The following is a 13,548-nucleotide window of genomic DNA, read 5'->3' as shown; positions in this document are numbered from 1 at the left end:
AGCATCTGGAGAAGCACTATGTACCGTAAACCAATGTCGAACAAAACCAGTCTTGGCCTGGCCGCAATTGCCTTAGCCGGTGGCATGAGCCTGGCATCGTCTGCGGCTTTTGCTGTTGAGCCACTGCCCCAAGGCTACCAACTGGCATCGGCCGATAAAACCGGCGAAGGCAAGTGTGGCGAAGGCAAATGCGGGGCCAGCGAAGCCAGCGACAAGTCCGCTACTGCCGAAGGCAAGTGCGGTGAAGGCAAATGCGGGGACGACTCTTTCGCTCGCACAGACACCGACCATGATGGCCTCGTCTCTCTTAAAGAACTGCTGGCTGTGGCACCTCAGGGCGGTGAAGAATTCAAAGCGATGGACACCAACCACGATGGTTTTCTTTCGGAAGGTGAGGTCTACAAGTTCAGAACCAACCAGTACATTTCCAACGGCAAGAAAGTACCCACCGAGCTATTTACCCGCATGAGCAAAGCGCAGGACTGATTCCTCCCGCCGTAGCATTCGCCCTCCCCGCGCCTGCAGCCAGGGAGGGCGATTTACCTTCTGCAAAGCCCCCAGTTGTATTGATTACACCGCGTTATAAGTGATGTTCTCCGCCCCTGATTTATCCCCTGAACGCAACACTCTAAAGTCCATCCCACCGCTCCCCTCATCATGTCGATGGGGCGCCTACTGGAGACTTATCCCATGCCTTTCATCAGCGTTCGTATCACTCGCGACGGCGTTACCAAAGAACAGAAATCTCAAGTCATCGCCGAGATCACCAAAACCATGCAAACCGTCCTCAACAAGGACCCGCACCTCACCCACATCGTTATTGAAGAGGTCGATACCGACAACTGGGGCTATGCGGGAATTACCACCACCGAGTACCGCCAACAACTGACGGAGTCGAAGAAATGACTTTCCCCGTCAGTATCGACTTTGTGTCGGATGTCGTGTGCCCCTGGTGCGCACTCGGCGCCACAGCGCTGGAACAAGCCATCGCCAATGTCGCCGGCGAGGTTGCCGTGGAACTGACCTTCAAGCCCTTCGAACTGAACCCGGACATGCCGGCCGAGGGCGAGCACGCCATCAAGCACATGATGCGCAAATACGGGCGCAGCGCCGAAGAAGTCGCCTCGCGCAATGAAATGATCGTCGCGCGTGGCAAAGCCATCGGTTTTCAGTTCGACCTGGACAAGCGCAGCCATTTCTACAACACCTTCGATGCCCATCGCCTTCTGCTCTGGGCCGTGCAGGAAGGTCGCCAGGTCGCGCTGAAGAAAATCCTGATCGAGGCTTATTTCACCAATGGCGAGAACCCCAGCGACCACGAAACATTGGTGCGCCTGGCCGGTGAAGCGGGACTTTCAACCACCCGCGCCCGAGAGATTTTGACTAGCGAGGCGTTCGCTCTCGAGGTCCGTGAACTTGAGAGTTTTTACCTTGAGCGCGGAATTAACTCGGTCCCGGCCATGGTGCTGAACGGTCGCCAGTTGGTGTCCGGATCGCTATCCGTCAAGGAGTACGAACAAATTCTCAGGCAAGTGGCACGAGAGTCCGCCGTAGCCTGACAACACGATTTACCAGCACGATGCCCGGGCGAGCCCACGGCATCGGTCACTCAACTTGCGTGGAGTACATCCTCATGTCGAAAGCCCCTTATCCGCTGAACCGCACCGCTTATCTGCTGGTCGATCCGTACAACGATTTTCTCTCGGAAAACGGCAAGGTCTTCCCCTTGATCAAGCCGATTGCCGAGCAGGTCGGGCTGCTCGACAACCTGCGAGCCCTCGATCGCGCCGTACGAGCCCAGACCATTCCGGTGGTCATCGTGCCGCATCACCGCTGGGAACATGGCGACTACGAGGGCTGGGATCATCCAACACCGACCCAGTGCAAAATCATGCACATGCACCACTTCGCACGTGGTGAATGGGGCGGCGAATGGCATCCCGATTTCGCGCCGAAGGACGGCGACATTATCGTGCAGGAACATTGGGGCTCCAGCGGCTTTGCCAATACCGACCTTGATTTTCGCCTGAAGCAGAAAGGCATCACCCACGTGATCATCGTCGGTCTGCTCGCCAACACCTGCATCGAAGCGACCGCCCGCTACGCCTCGGAATTGGGCTACCACGTCACGCTGGTGCGTGATGCGACCGCCGCTTTCCGCGCGGAAATGATGCACGCCGCCCACGAGTTGAACGGGCCGACTTTCGCTCATTCAATCGTCACCACCCAGGAACTGATTGAGGCGCTGGCAGTGCAGGAGTAGCGGCGATGAACACCGATTTCGCCAGTTTGCCGAGGTGGTGCGTCAAGGCCGCTTTCTGCAATGGGCGATCGGCCCCGTCAAAAATGCACCTTGAGCAAGAGACTCAACGCGTTCTGGTCGGTAGGGAATCCGCTCGTGTCTTCAATCCCGTATTTATTCGACCAGTAATCCCACTCAAGTCCCGCATAAAAACGTTTTTGCTGTTGCCCCAGCGCCTTGCCCACGTCGTATTTGACTTGTGGGTTGAAGTGAAAGCTCCTGGCCACACAGTTGGAGGTGCCTTTGTTGCCGACGTCGTTGACGTACCACTCCAGATAGCCGTCGAAAAGAATATCGGAGCGACCCACCGGGAGGGTCATGGACCAGGTCGGGTTGATCTGCCATTGACCTGAGGCCTTACCGGTGATGCCGTCGGGTTTGCGGTAGTAGGTATTCAGGGAAAAGCGATCGAAGCCTGGAAGCATGAGGTCGACAGCAGGACCCAGCAGGTATTTGCGATTGCGGTTTTCACCGCGCTCGTAGGTGGCGGCGATGAGGACGTCCTTGACGATGCCATAGCTCAGGGAGCGGTCACTGATTTTGCCCAGCGACAGCCGTGGGGAGAATTCACCGTAGTAGGAATGGCCGTCGGCACCCGAGAGTCCGCTGGACCATTTGTTGTCGACGAACATGAAGATATCGCCCCACGTCCAGCCGCTGGCGTGTTCGAAGCTCAGCGTGTGCTGAGTATCGTCGCCAGTGCCGTCGACTTTGAAATGCTGGCCGTAGAGGTAGCTCAAGCTGTTGTCGTTCCACAACAGAGGGCCAGCTTCGGCGCCGGCGCTGGCCAGAGCTAACAGCGGCGGCAGGCTGCGACGCAGCAGTGAAGGTGCAAGTAATGGAATACGCGATGCGTTCATGGGCTGCCCTTGTCAGGTGATTGGCGGATATCACCGGCAAGGCATGCCCGAGCTGCGGATCAAGCAGCTGCTCTGGCCCTCAAATTAACGAGGGGCGACCCTTGCCGGGTGCGCGGCGTAATGCCGCCAGAGCAATGCCCTGCACCTCGGGTTCTGTTGAGAGCCCTCTGTGCTGACCGCTTCTACTCGATTGAGGACTAAGCAGGGGTTGTGCCAACTGAGCGAATACAATCTTCAGCCCTCATTCAGCACAATCGATGCGTGAAACTGAATACTTTGCGGCCATCGGTTGCGCACCAGATTGAGGCGCGCCCACTTGAATTCGCACTGTTGCGATTCGCCTGCCCACCTCCTGGTGATTGCCTCGCCCGCCGGATCCCGTGAAGGCGGGCCTGCGACGGCTTGGCACACTTTTGGCTAAGACTGCTTTCGAGTAGAAGCGGTCAGTGCCAGCAATGGCACCGGGCATTGCTCTTGCGCCCTCCCCTGTGGGCGTACGTCCGATTGGATGCTTGAACGCGGCGCCAGCGCCCCGGGCAAGAGAGAAGTGTCAGCCGTGTAACTACGCATACGCGCCCTCTCTCCTCCCCTTGTTCTCTCCAATCGGACCCGCGCTGGCGTGCCGATTGGCGCGCGGCGGTTTTCGAATCGTTGTGGAGAACACATCATGAAAATTCGCTTTGCCTTGGGTCAACCGCTTCGCTCGCTACTGGCCATGGCGCTTGCGCCCGCCGCCCTGATCGCGTCTCCACTGGCTTTGGCCAATGACAAGGTGGTGCTGCTCACTTCCTGGTATGCCCAAGCTGAACAGGGCGGTTTCTACCAGGCCCTGGCGGATGGACTGTATGAAAAAGAAGGCCTGGACGTGACCATCCGCATGGGTGGGCCGCAGGTCAATGGCATGCAGCTGCTGCTCAACAAGCAGGCCGATTTCATCGTCAACTACGACTTGCAGATTCTCAAAAGTGTGGAGCAAGGCCTGCCGGTGGTGGCCGTGGCCGCGCCCTTTCAAGGTGATCCTCAGGGTCTGCTGACCCATGCCGATGTGAGCGGCCTGGATGCGTTGCAGAACAAACAGGTGCTGGTGTCCACCTCGGGCCAGCAAACGTGGTGGCCTTGGCTCAAGGAAAAATATCAGCTCAAGGACAGCCAGGCGCGCCCCTACACCTTCAACCTGCAACCCTTCCTCGCGAACGCCAACACCACGCAGCAGGCCTATGCCAGCTCCGAGTTGTTCCAGGCGTTGAAGGCCGGGGAGAAAGCCAACTTCTTCCTGTTTGCCGACGCCGGTTACCCGCCCTACGGCTCGACCCTGGCCACTCGCCAGGACGTGATCGATCAGCATCCTGAGCGAGTCCAGCGCTTTGTTCGCGCCTCGATGGAGGGCTGGAAGCGCTACCTCGACAACCCGAGCGCCAACCACCTGATCAAGGCCGACAACCCGAACATGAGCGATGAATTGCTCGCCTGGGGCTTGTCGACGCTCAAGCAATATCGCCTGGTCACCGGCGGTGATGCCGCCACCCAAGGCATCGGCGTGATGAGCGATGCGCGCTGGCAGGCCACGCGCAATTTCATGGTCGACGCCGGCCTGCTCGGTGCCGATGCGCCTTGGCAGAAGGCCTACACCACGCGCTTCGTGCAGGACTTGAAGGTACTGCCTGGCGCCGAACAGTCCGCCAGCCGCTGAGCCTGATTGCAAGACTGCTGAACCCAGAGCCCGAGCCCAAGAGCCGGCTGAACGATTACCGTGAGGACACTTGTTATGTTGGTCACCAAACAACCTGTATTGCGCCGCTTCTGGTATGCCCTGCTGCCCATGACCGCGCTGGATGCCGGCCCGCAGCCCTTCACTTTACTCGGTGAGGCGCTGGTGCTGTGGAAGCGCCCCGACGGCACCCCGGTGGCCATGCGCGACCGTTGCTGCCACCGCACCGCCAAGCTCTCGAAAGGTTTTGTCAGCGAGGACGGCAACATCGCCTGCGGCTATCACGGCTGGGAATACGACTGCACCGGCACCTGCGTGAAGATCCCGCAAAACCCCGCTGGCATGATTCCGCCGGGCGCCTCGGTCCAGGCCTTTCACTGCCAGGAAAAATACGGCTACGCCTGGGTTGCCCTCGACGATCCTCTGCAACCAATCCCTGAGTTTCCCGAGGATGGCGCCCCGGGCTACCGGCGCATCTTCCAGTTTTACGAAGAGTGGAAAACCAGCCCGCTGCGGGTCATGGAAAACTCCTTTGACAACTCGCATTTTTCCTTCGTCCACAAAGCCAATTTCGGCCTTTTCGACCAGCCCGCGCCGGCCGGCTACGAGTTTCGCGAAACCCACTACGGCTTCGAGGCGGAGACTCGGGTGCCGATCCGCAATCCTGAGGAAAGCTATCGCATCACCGGCACCCGCGAGCCGATTACCCAGCGCCACCTGATCAACCGCTATTACCTGCCGTTCTCCCGGCGCTTTGGCTGCATGTATCCGGACAGCGGCATCCACCACATCATCTACAACTGCGCGACGCCCATGGAAGACGGGCGCCTGATGCTGGTCCAGTGGTTGTATCGCAATGACGGTGAAGAGCAATGCTCGACCCAGGAACTGATCGACTGGGACGCAGCGATCACCGCCGAAGACCGCGACATCCTCGAAGCCACCGATTACGACGCCTGTGTCGATACTCGCCGGCGAGTGGAACTGCACATGCCGTCGGACAAGCCTGGCCTGGTGATTCGCCGGCAATTGCTGGGCCTGCTCGAAGCTCACGGTGAAAGTGAAGTGTTTCTCAGCCATTGAAGTCAGCGCCCCGGTGTGCCGGGGCTTTACCGGACGCTCATGACCCAAGGGGAGAGCGCTATGTTGATGCAAACCATAACTGGGGCCAACGCCCTGCCACAGGCGTTGCCACGGGGCGACAGTGTCGGCGTGCAAACACCGCTGTTCGCCAATCAGGTGGAAAAAACCTACAGCAACGGCACCCAGGCCTTGAGCCGGGTGAAGCTGGCCATTCAGCGCGGCGAGTTCGTTTCATTGCTCGGCCCTTCGGGCTGCGGCAAGAGCACCCTGCTGAAAATGTTCGCCGGCCTCGAAAAACCCTCCGCCGGCCACGTGCGCTGGTGGGGCAAAGACAGCCCGGCCAGCCCGACCCAAGGGCAAAGCCTGGCGATGGTGTTCCAGGAGGCGACCCTGATGCCTTGGGCCAAGGTCAGCGACAACGTGCGCCTGCCGCTGGATCTGGCCAATGTGCCCAAAACCCGGAGCCAGCCAAAGGTCGACGCCGCCCTTGCCCTTGTCGGCTTGGACCGCTTCAGCCAGGTGTACCCGCGGGAACTGTCCGGCGGCATGCAAATGCGCGCGTCCATCGCCCGGGCCTTGGCCACCGAGCCCAATCTGCTGCTGATGGACGAGCCCTTCGGCGCCCTGGATGAGTTCACCCGCAACAAGCTCGACAGCGACCTGCGTCAGCTGTGGGCTAGCCGCGACCTGACCGTGGTGTTCGTCACCCACAGCATTTTCGAGGCCGTCTACCTGTCATCGCGGGTGGTGGTGATGGGTGCGCGCCCGGGCCGAGTAATCGCCGACATCGAAATCGACGGCCCGTTGGAACGAGACGAGGCCTACCGCACCTCCCCGGCCTTTATCGCGCAGTGCGCACGCCTGTCCCAGCTCCTGGCCCAGGCCAATGGCGATCCTTGCTGACTTTATTGAGAGCCCGCTCATGAACCCGTCCTTTACTCCCTGGTTACGTCACCCCACGGTGTTGCGCATCGTCTCGCCGCTGCTGCTCGGCGCGGTATTGCTGGGTCTGTGGCAATTGGCATGTGTGGCCTGGAAGGTGCCGGTGTATCTGGTGCCCTCCCCGGTCGATATCGGCCGTACCCTGATCAGCGATGGCCCGATGCTGTTCGGTGCATTGTGGATGACCTTGAAGATCACCTTTTTCTCGTTTGCCCTGGCGGTGCTTATCGGCACCCTGGCGGCCTTTGTGTTTGTGCAGAGCCGCGTGCTGGAAGCCAGCCTGTTTCCCTACGCCATCCTGTTGCAGGTGACGCCGGTGGTGGCCGTGGCACCGCTGATCATCATCTGGTGCAGCAACACCACGCTGGCGTTGGTTATTTGCGCGACTCTTGTGGCGATTTTCCCGATCATCGCCAACACCGTACTCGGCTTGCGCAGCGTCAACCCCGGCCTGCTCAATCTGTTCCGCCTGAACCGCGCCAGCCGCTGGCAGGTGCTGCTGCGCCTGCGCATTCCCAGCGCCCTGCCGTGTTTTTTTGCCGGGCTGCGCATTGCCAGCGGGCTGGCGTTGATCGGCGCGGTGGTGGCGGAGTTCGTTGCCGGCACCGGGGGCACCGGTGCAGGGCTGGCGTATCAGATCCTCCAGGCCGGCTTTCAACTGAATATTCCAAGGCTGTTCGCTGCTCTGCTGCTGATCGCCTTGACCGGTGTCGCGTTATTCAGCCTGATGGCCGTGCTGGCCCGGTTTAGCCTGCGCAACTGGCACGAAAGCGAACTCGGCTGACCCTTTGAATTCGCCGCAGGCGCGGCGTATGGAGCCTCATATGAAGCTTGAAAACAGCTGGCTGGTACGTAACGCCAGCGCCATCCTCACTGGTTTGTCCGGCGCGGCGGCGCGCCATGCCGGGCCTGATATTCGCATCATCGACGGCCGCATCAGCGCCATCGGCGCCCTGCAACCCCAGCCCGGCGAGCGAGTGCTGGATGCCACCGATTGCGTGGTCTACCCGGCGTGGGTCAATACCCACCATCACCTGTTTCAGTCGCTGCTCAAAGGCATTCCCGCAGGTATCGACCAGAGCTTGGGAGCCTGGCTGGGTGCCGTGCCCTATCGCTATCGCGGCGCGTTTGACGAGCAAAGCTTTCGCCTCGCCGCGCGCATTGGCCTGGTCGAATTGGCACGATCCGGCTGCGCCACCGTCGCAGACCATCATTACCTGTACTTGCCGGGCATGGACTTTGACAGTGCCGAGGTGTTGTTCGAGGAAGCCGAACGGCTGGGGCTGCGGTTTGTCCTCTGCCGTGGCGGCGCCACGCAAGCACGGCAAGCCGAAGGCAAGTCAGTGGCTGGGCCAGAGACCCTGGAGCAATACCTGGACGACGTCGAGCGTCTGGTGCGGCGCTACCACGACCCGGCCGCCGATGCCTGGCGGCGGGTGGTGATGGCGCCCACCAGCCCGCCCTACTCCATGCCTGCCGAACACCTGCGCGAAACCGCCCGGGTCGCCCGGCGACTGGGCATTCGCCTGCACAGCCATCTGAGCGAAACCGTCGAATATCAAAATGAGGTGCAGCAACGCCACGGCATGTCGCCAGTGACGTTCTGTGCCGAACACGAGTGGCTCGGCCCGGACGTGTGGTTCGCGCATTTGGTGAAACTCGACGCCGAGGAAATCCGCATGCTCGGGACCAGCGGTACGGGCATTGCGCATTGCCCGCAAAGCAATGGCCGCCTGGGCAGTGGCTTTGCCGATGTGGTGGCCATGGAGGCTGCGGGAATGCCGGTGTCGATTGGCGTGGATGGCGCCGCCTCCAACGAGGCCTGCGACATGATCAGCGAAACCCACGCCGCCTGGCTGATGCAACGGGCCAGACTTGGCGAACGGGCCCGCCCGCGTTATGCCGGCGGTGACGAGGAAGGCGGTGCCAGCGCGGCCACGGTGGAAGACGTGGTGCGCTGGGGTACGTCTGGCGGGGCTCGGGTGCTGGGGCTGGACGCTGTGGGCAGCGTGCAAGTGGGCATGGCGGCCGACCTGGCGATCTACCGCCTGGACCAGCCGCGATACTTCGGCCTGCATGACCCGGCGATCGGGCCGGTGGTGGGCGGAGGACGCCCGACCTTGCGCGCCTTGCTGGTCGGTGGCCGGTTGACCGTACACGACGACCAGTTGCCTGACTTCGACCTGGCCGAACTCGGCGCCCAGGCCCGAGACGCGGTACGGCGGTTGCAGCAGGCCGCAGGCGTACGCTCATGAGCTGATCTCCCCGGCACGTGCTGCCGTGCCAATACTCGGCCGCATTAAATGTCTGGCAGATGGAAAAATACGCCAGTAATCGACTTGGGACTGTCATCAGATAGTTTCAGGGTCCCGGAGAAGAAAGCAGCGGACGGCGTATCACAAGGCGCTGCTACAACAATTGCTCGCGTAGAAAATCGACGAACGCCATCGTCCGCGCTGAACGTCGTCGCTCGCGGCTGAGTACGGCGCTGACAGGCAGCGCGCTGGTCTGATAGTTGTCGAGTACGGTACTCACCCTGCCCTGCTCGACGTCAGCTGTGAACAGCCATTGCGGTGAGAGGGAAATACCCAAGCCGGAGAGCACCATTTCGCGGATGGCCTCGCTGCTGTTGCTGGTGACGTTGCCCTGAATACCTACATCGAACGCCTGGCCGAGGTGCGTAAAGTGCCAACGGTCGTAATGCTCCAGCAACGTGAAGCCGATGCAGTTGTGTCCTGACAGTTCGCTGGGCTCACGTGGAACGCCGTGCAGAGCCAGGTAACCGGGCGCCGCATAGACACGCCGTCGGCTATTGCCCAGTGGTAGTGCCACCAATCCCTCGCTCTTCACTACGCCAATGCGGATCGCCAGATCGATGTTTTCCTTGAGCAGGTCTTCATTGTGGTCACTCAGCCGCAGGTCAATCCGCACATCAGGATGGCGTTGCAGGAAAATCCCTATGAGCGGTGCGATGCATAACCTTCCATAACTGACCGGGGCGGCGACTCGTAAAGGGCCGGCGATCTGCTCCTGGCCACTGGTGAAGCTTCGCGTGGCAGTTTCGACGTGGCCGAGGATTTCCTGGCAGTGGTCGTAGAAACGTTGACCTTGGTCGGTCAGGGCCAGGTGCCGAGTGCTGCGTGCGAACAATGGCCCACCCAGGTACTGCTCCAGCGCGCGCACTTGTTTACTCACCGCCGGCTGCCCCATGTTCAGTTCACGGGCGACCGCCGAGAAAGACCCGCGCTCCACGACGCGAACAAAGACATGCATGCTGTCGAACAGATCCATCGGCGATTGGTTCTCTTTGGGGAATAAGTCATATGCAAATTGGGTTTCTTATCGGAATGATTAAAGCGCGGCAATCTGTAAGCGTCCATCCCAACACAGGTTCCCGTCATGAAACATTCCATGCTTGCCGCCATCGCCGAGTCCGCTCAATCCCCTCTGGCCATCCGTCACATCGACCGCCCTGTTCCCGGTAAGGGGCAAGTACTGGTCAAGGTTCACGCCGCAGGGGTCAATCCGCTCGATACCAAAATTGCCGCCGGCGCAGGGGCTCACGCCCGCCAAACGCTGCCGGCGGTGCTCGGCCTTGATCTTGCCGGTACGGTGGTCGAAGTGGGCGAAGCGGTCGAGGGGTTCACCCCGGGCCAGGAAGTCTTCGGCATGCCCGGCGGGATCGGCGGTGCCCAAGGCACCATGGCCGAGTACATTGCCGTGGATTCCCGCCTGATCGCGGTCAAGCCACACACCCTCAGCATGCGTGAGGCGGCTGCATTGCCTTTGGTATTCATCACCGCGTGGGAAGGTCTGGTCGATCACGCCAATGTCCGCTCTGGTCAGCGTGTCCTGATTCATGGGGGCGCGGGTGGGGTCGGCCAAGTGGCTGTGCAACTGGCCAAGGCACGCGGTGCCGATGTCTATGCCACCGGTTCGGCGGGCAGTCTCGACTTCATACGCTCGCTGGGGGCCACGGCGATCGACTATCAGGCACAGAGCGTTGAGGATTATGTCGAGCACTACACCGCCGGCGAAGGGTTCGACATTGTCTACGACACCGTCGGCGGCAGCACGCTGGATGCATCATTCAAAGCCGTGAAAGCCTATACCGGGCACGTGCTGAGCTGCCTGGGCTGGGGCCAGCACAGCCTGGCACCGTTATCTTTCAAAAGTGCCACCTACTCGGGCGTCTTCACCCTGGCGCCACTGCTCACCGGCAAAGGACGCGAACACCACGGCGCTATCCTGCGCGAGGCCGCTGCGCTGGCCAACGCGGGTCAACTGACGATCCGCGTGGATCAACAGCACTTTGCACTGCAAGAGGTCAACGAGGCGTTTCGCCAAGTCGCCGAAGGCCGCGGCAAGGGCAAGACGGTGATCGAGATTGTGGCTGCATAGTTGCTTGTAATCTCTTTAGAGCGCACTCGGCCAAAAGCGTGCGCAATGGTCCGCAACGTCCTCGCCGCCATTCTCCCAGCCAAAAGCGTCAAACACGTAGCACCCCACGAGTTGAACGGGCCGACCTTCGCTCATTCAATCGTGACCACCCAAGAATTGATTGAGGCGCTGGCAGTGCAGGAGTAATGGCCGATGACCCTCATAGGATAGCTGATCGATCACCGGCCCATTTTTACACGGCCCAACAGGAGCAGCCCAAGGCACCAAAAAAACTTCGAGGGTCCGATACTGGAGCATTGGATCCCCATGCACCGGCATGATCGTGACCGTGCAGGCCGCAAAAGCTTGCGCAGCCGCACGAGGCCGCGACTTGGGCGCGCAGCGGAGCCAGCGAGTTTCTGCCTGCTCCGTCTGGGTCTCCCCAGGCGCCATAACCTTTAAAGGTACGCGTCGGCGACCAGTCAGGCATGGCGGGCGGTAGCGGGTTGTCGTCAAACCTGGCGAATTGGCCGGCCCCGTAAACCACGCGCCCGCCAACCACGGTCATATCGGCGGTAAGAAATGAAATCTCCTCTTCAGGCACAGAGAAGTAGTCCTTACTTGGCACAATCAGGTCAGCAAAGTGACCGGTCTGGATGCGACCACGTTTGCCCTCTTCGTTAGAAAACCAGGCGACATTCTCTGTCCACATCCGCAACGCCGCTTCGCGATCAAGCAGGTTTCGTTGAGGGTACAGATTCAGACCGCCCACCGTTTTACCGGTTACCATCCAGGATAGCGAAACCCAGGGGTTGTAGGAGGCAACCCGGGTGGCATCGGTGCCTGCAGACACTTTCACCCCTTTTTCCAGTATGCGCGCTACGGGCGGGGTCGCTTGCGCCGCACGGGCGCCGTAGCGCTCGACGAAGTACTCCCCCTGATAAGCCATACGATGTTGTACAGCGATGCCACCGCCGAGCGCGGCGATACGGTCGATTGATTTGTCCGAGATGGTTTCGGCATGATCAAAGAACCAATTGATGCCAGCGAGGGGGATGTCCTCGTTGACCTTCTCAAATACATCCAGCGCTCGGGTAATGGTTTCGTCGTAGGTGGCATGCAACCGCCACGGCCATCGGTTCTCTGCGAGGATGCGCACAACTTCCTCCAGTTCTCCCTCCATCTCGGGCTGCAGGTCCGGTCGCGGCTGGCGAAAATCTTCGAAGTCGGCAGCGGAAAACACCAACATTTCGCCCGCGCCGTTGTGACGGAAGTAGTCGTTTCCTTGCTTGTACTTAACGCTGGAGGTCCACTTGAGGAAATCCTCCTTCTCTTCCTTGGGTTTCTGAGTGAACAGGTTGTAAGCCAACCTGACCGTCATTTGCCCATCGTTGTCCAACTTCTGGATCACTGCGTAATCGTCGGGATAGTTTTGGAAACCGCCGCCCGCATCAATAACCCCTGTCACACCCAAGCGATTGAGCTCGCGCATGAAATGGCGAGTGGAGTTGACCTGATAGTCGAAGGGCAACTTCGGTCCCTTGGCCAACGTGGCGTAAAGGATCGTCGCGTTGGGCGTGGCCAACAGCAGGCCCGTAGGCGCACCATTGGCATCGCGGTAAATTTTCCCGCCTGGTGGCTCGGGGGTATCTCGGGTGTAGCCGACCGCGCGCAAGGCCGCACCATTGAGCAAGGCCCGGTCATAGAGATGCAGAAGAAATACAGGTGTATCGGGCGCGATCGCATTGATCTCGGCTATGGTTGGCAAACGCTTTTCAGCGAACTGGTGTTCAGTGAAGCCACCTACCACGCGAACCCACTGCGGTGCTGGTGTGTTAGCCACTTGGCGCTTGAGCATGTCCATGGCGTCAGCCAGTGAACGCACACCGTCCCAGCGCAATTCCAGATTGTAGTTAAGGCCGCCGCGGACCATGTGGGTATGGTTATCGACTAAGCCAGGGAGCACACAACGGCGCTTGAGGTCGACAACTTTTGTGGCTGAGCCAGCCAGCGCCATGACTTCCTGGTCTGACCCTACAGCCAGAAACTTGCCGTCTTTGATTGCAACGGCGTGGGCGACTGGGTTGGCGCGATCCAGTGTAGTGATCTCGCCATTGTGGAAAATGATGTCCGGAATTGAATCGGTCATATTGGGCCCTTCCCTACTTAGCGTTTCGGAAAAAGCGCTGCGTCCAAAGACACCCCCTAACGCTAAGGTGGAGGCGGCCTGGAGAAGTTTTCGGCGCGATGTCATAGGTAGAGGCCTCACAGAT

Annotated in this window: 13 protein-coding genes and 1 pseudogene; 11 read left to right on the top strand and 3 right to left on the bottom strand. The window is 60.3% G+C overall.

All coding sequences use genetic code 11. The features are described 5' to 3' along the window. The first annotated feature begins 18 nt into the window (after positions 1 to 18). From KVG85_RS06945 to KVG85_RS06930, 4 genes are all read left to right on the top strand, one after another. A complete protein-coding gene (locus KVG85_RS06945; RefSeq protein ID WP_217863374.1) occupies positions 19 to 486 on the top strand; it encodes an HvfA family oxazolone/thioamide-modified RiPP metallophore in 468 nt (155 codons plus the stop codon). A 204-nt stretch (positions 487 to 690) separates the two neighbouring features. Beyond that, positions 691 to 906: a tautomerase family protein gene (locus KVG85_RS06940; RefSeq protein WP_016774741.1), complete on the top strand. Its 216-nt coding sequence runs from the start codon at positions 691 to 693 to the stop codon at positions 904 to 906. Then, positions 903 to 1,559 carry a DsbA family oxidoreductase gene (locus KVG85_RS06935; RefSeq protein ID WP_217863373.1) on the top strand — a complete coding sequence of 219 codons (657 nt, stop codon included), beginning with the start codon at positions 903 to 905 and terminating at the stop codon, positions 1,557 to 1,559. The genes KVG85_RS06940 and KVG85_RS06935 overlap by 4 nt, the downstream gene beginning before the upstream one ends. A 74-nt stretch (positions 1,560 to 1,633) precedes the next feature. Next, a complete protein-coding gene (locus KVG85_RS06930; RefSeq protein ID WP_217863372.1) occupies positions 1,634 to 2,263 on the top strand; it encodes a cysteine hydrolase family protein in 630 nt (209 codons plus the stop codon). A gap of 77 nt (positions 2,264 to 2,340) precedes the next feature. Here KVG85_RS06930 and KVG85_RS06925 read toward each other — a convergent pair whose 3' ends face one another. Then, on the bottom strand, positions 2,341 to 3,162 hold the full coding sequence (locus KVG85_RS06925) for an outer membrane protein OmpK (protein WP_217863371.1): 822 nt from the start codon (positions 3,160 to 3,162) through the stop codon (positions 2,341 to 2,343). Between the two features lie 667 nt (positions 3,163 to 3,829). Here KVG85_RS06925 and KVG85_RS06920 point away from each other — a divergent pair. From KVG85_RS06920 to KVG85_RS06900, 5 genes are all read left to right on the top strand, one after another. Continuing rightward, complete coding sequence (locus KVG85_RS06920; protein ID WP_217863370.1) at positions 3,830 to 4,852, top strand: ABC transporter substrate-binding protein; 1,023 nt, start codon at positions 3,830 to 3,832, stop codon at positions 4,850 to 4,852. A gap of 75 nt (positions 4,853 to 4,927) precedes the next feature. After that, on the top strand, positions 4,928 to 5,953 hold the full coding sequence (locus tag KVG85_RS06915) for an aromatic ring-hydroxylating dioxygenase subunit alpha (RefSeq protein ID WP_217863369.1): 1,026 nt from the start codon (positions 4,928 to 4,930) through the stop codon (positions 5,951 to 5,953). A 60-nt stretch (positions 5,954 to 6,013) separates the two neighbouring features. After that, positions 6,014 to 6,856 (top strand): ABC transporter ATP-binding protein, encoded by an 843-nt coding sequence (locus tag KVG85_RS06910; RefSeq protein WP_217863368.1) that lies wholly within the window; start codon positions 6,014 to 6,016, stop codon positions 6,854 to 6,856. 19 nt (positions 6,857 to 6,875) lie between these two features. Beyond that, a complete protein-coding gene (locus tag KVG85_RS06905) occupies positions 6,876 to 7,679 on the top strand; it encodes an ABC transporter permease (RefSeq protein WP_217863367.1) in 804 nt (267 codons plus the stop codon). 40 nt (positions 7,680 to 7,719) lie between these two features. Continuing rightward, entirely contained in the window at positions 7,720 to 9,150 is a 1,431-nt protein-coding gene (locus KVG85_RS06900) for an amidohydrolase family protein (protein WP_217863366.1), read from the top strand. A 154-nt stretch (positions 9,151 to 9,304) separates the two neighbouring features. On the opposite strand, the gene KVG85_RS06895 is transcribed toward KVG85_RS06900, so the two are convergent. Continuing rightward, complete coding sequence (locus KVG85_RS06895) at positions 9,305 to 10,186, bottom strand: LysR family transcriptional regulator (RefSeq protein WP_217863365.1); 882 nt, start codon at positions 10,184 to 10,186, stop codon at positions 9,305 to 9,307. Between the two features lie 108 nt (positions 10,187 to 10,294). On the opposite strand from KVG85_RS06895, the gene KVG85_RS06890 reads away from it, so the two are divergent. Both KVG85_RS06890 and KVG85_RS25930 read left to right on the top strand, forming a co-directional pair. Then, a complete protein-coding gene (locus KVG85_RS06890; protein WP_217863364.1) occupies positions 10,295 to 11,296 on the top strand; it encodes a zinc-dependent alcohol dehydrogenase family protein in 1,002 nt (333 codons plus the stop codon). A gap of 45 nt (positions 11,297 to 11,341) precedes the next feature. After that, positions 11,342 to 11,482 (top strand): annotated as a pseudogene (locus tag KVG85_RS25930) (cysteine hydrolase); the annotation flags it as partial. A 46-nt stretch (positions 11,483 to 11,528) separates the two neighbouring features. Here the strand turns inward: KVG85_RS25930 and KVG85_RS06885 are convergent. Beyond that, positions 11,529 to 13,529 carry an amidohydrolase gene (locus KVG85_RS06885; protein ID WP_123442461.1) on the bottom strand — a complete coding sequence of 667 codons (2,001 nt, stop codon included), beginning with the start codon at positions 13,527 to 13,529 and terminating at the stop codon, positions 11,529 to 11,531. Positions 13,530 to 13,548: the final 19 nt, after the last annotated feature.

The sequence above is a fragment of the Pseudomonas triticicola genome, from assembly GCF_019145375.1.
Taxonomy (GTDB): domain Bacteria; phylum Pseudomonadota; class Gammaproteobacteria; order Pseudomonadales; family Pseudomonadaceae; genus Aquipseudomonas; species Aquipseudomonas triticicola.
This window is presented reverse-complemented; position numbering and strand designations above follow the sequence as displayed.

Excerpts from the sequence above, each read along its gene's own strand:
- KVG85_RS06940 (WP_016774741.1), top strand. The coding sequence starts at position 691 with ATGCCTTTCATCAGCGTTCGTATCACTCGCGACGGCGTTACCAAAGAA.
- KVG85_RS06905 (WP_217863367.1), top strand. The coding sequence starts at position 6,876 with ATGAACCCGTCCTTTACTCCCTGGTTACGTCACCCCACGGTGTTGCGC.
- KVG85_RS06885 (WP_123442461.1), bottom strand. The coding sequence starts at position 13,529 with ATGACATCGCGCCGAAAACTTCTCCAGGCCGCCTCCACCTTAGCGTTA.
- KVG85_RS06910 (WP_217863368.1), top strand. The coding sequence starts at position 6,014 with ATGTTGATGCAAACCATAACTGGGGCCAACGCCCTGCCACAGGCGTTG.
- KVG85_RS06930 (WP_217863372.1), top strand. The coding sequence starts at position 1,634 with ATGTCGAAAGCCCCTTATCCGCTGAACCGCACCGCTTATCTGCTGGTC.
- KVG85_RS06920 (WP_217863370.1), top strand. The coding sequence starts at position 3,830 with ATGAAAATTCGCTTTGCCTTGGGTCAACCGCTTCGCTCGCTACTGGCC.
- KVG85_RS06925 (WP_217863371.1), bottom strand. The coding sequence starts at position 3,162 with ATGAACGCATCGCGTATTCCATTACTTGCACCTTCACTGCTGCGTCGC.
- KVG85_RS06935 (WP_217863373.1), top strand. The coding sequence starts at position 903 with ATGACTTTCCCCGTCAGTATCGACTTTGTGTCGGATGTCGTGTGCCCC.
- KVG85_RS06890 (WP_217863364.1), top strand. The coding sequence starts at position 10,295 with ATGAAACATTCCATGCTTGCCGCCATCGCCGAGTCCGCTCAATCCCCT.
- KVG85_RS06895 (WP_217863365.1), bottom strand. The coding sequence starts at position 10,186 with ATGGATCTGTTCGACAGCATGCATGTCTTTGTTCGCGTCGTGGAGCGC.
- KVG85_RS06915 (WP_217863369.1), top strand. The coding sequence starts at position 4,928 with ATGTTGGTCACCAAACAACCTGTATTGCGCCGCTTCTGGTATGCCCTG.
- KVG85_RS06900 (WP_217863366.1), top strand. The coding sequence starts at position 7,720 with ATGAAGCTTGAAAACAGCTGGCTGGTACGTAACGCCAGCGCCATCCTC.
- KVG85_RS06945 (WP_217863374.1), top strand. The coding sequence starts at position 19 with ATGTACCGTAAACCAATGTCGAACAAAACCAGTCTTGGCCTGGCCGCA.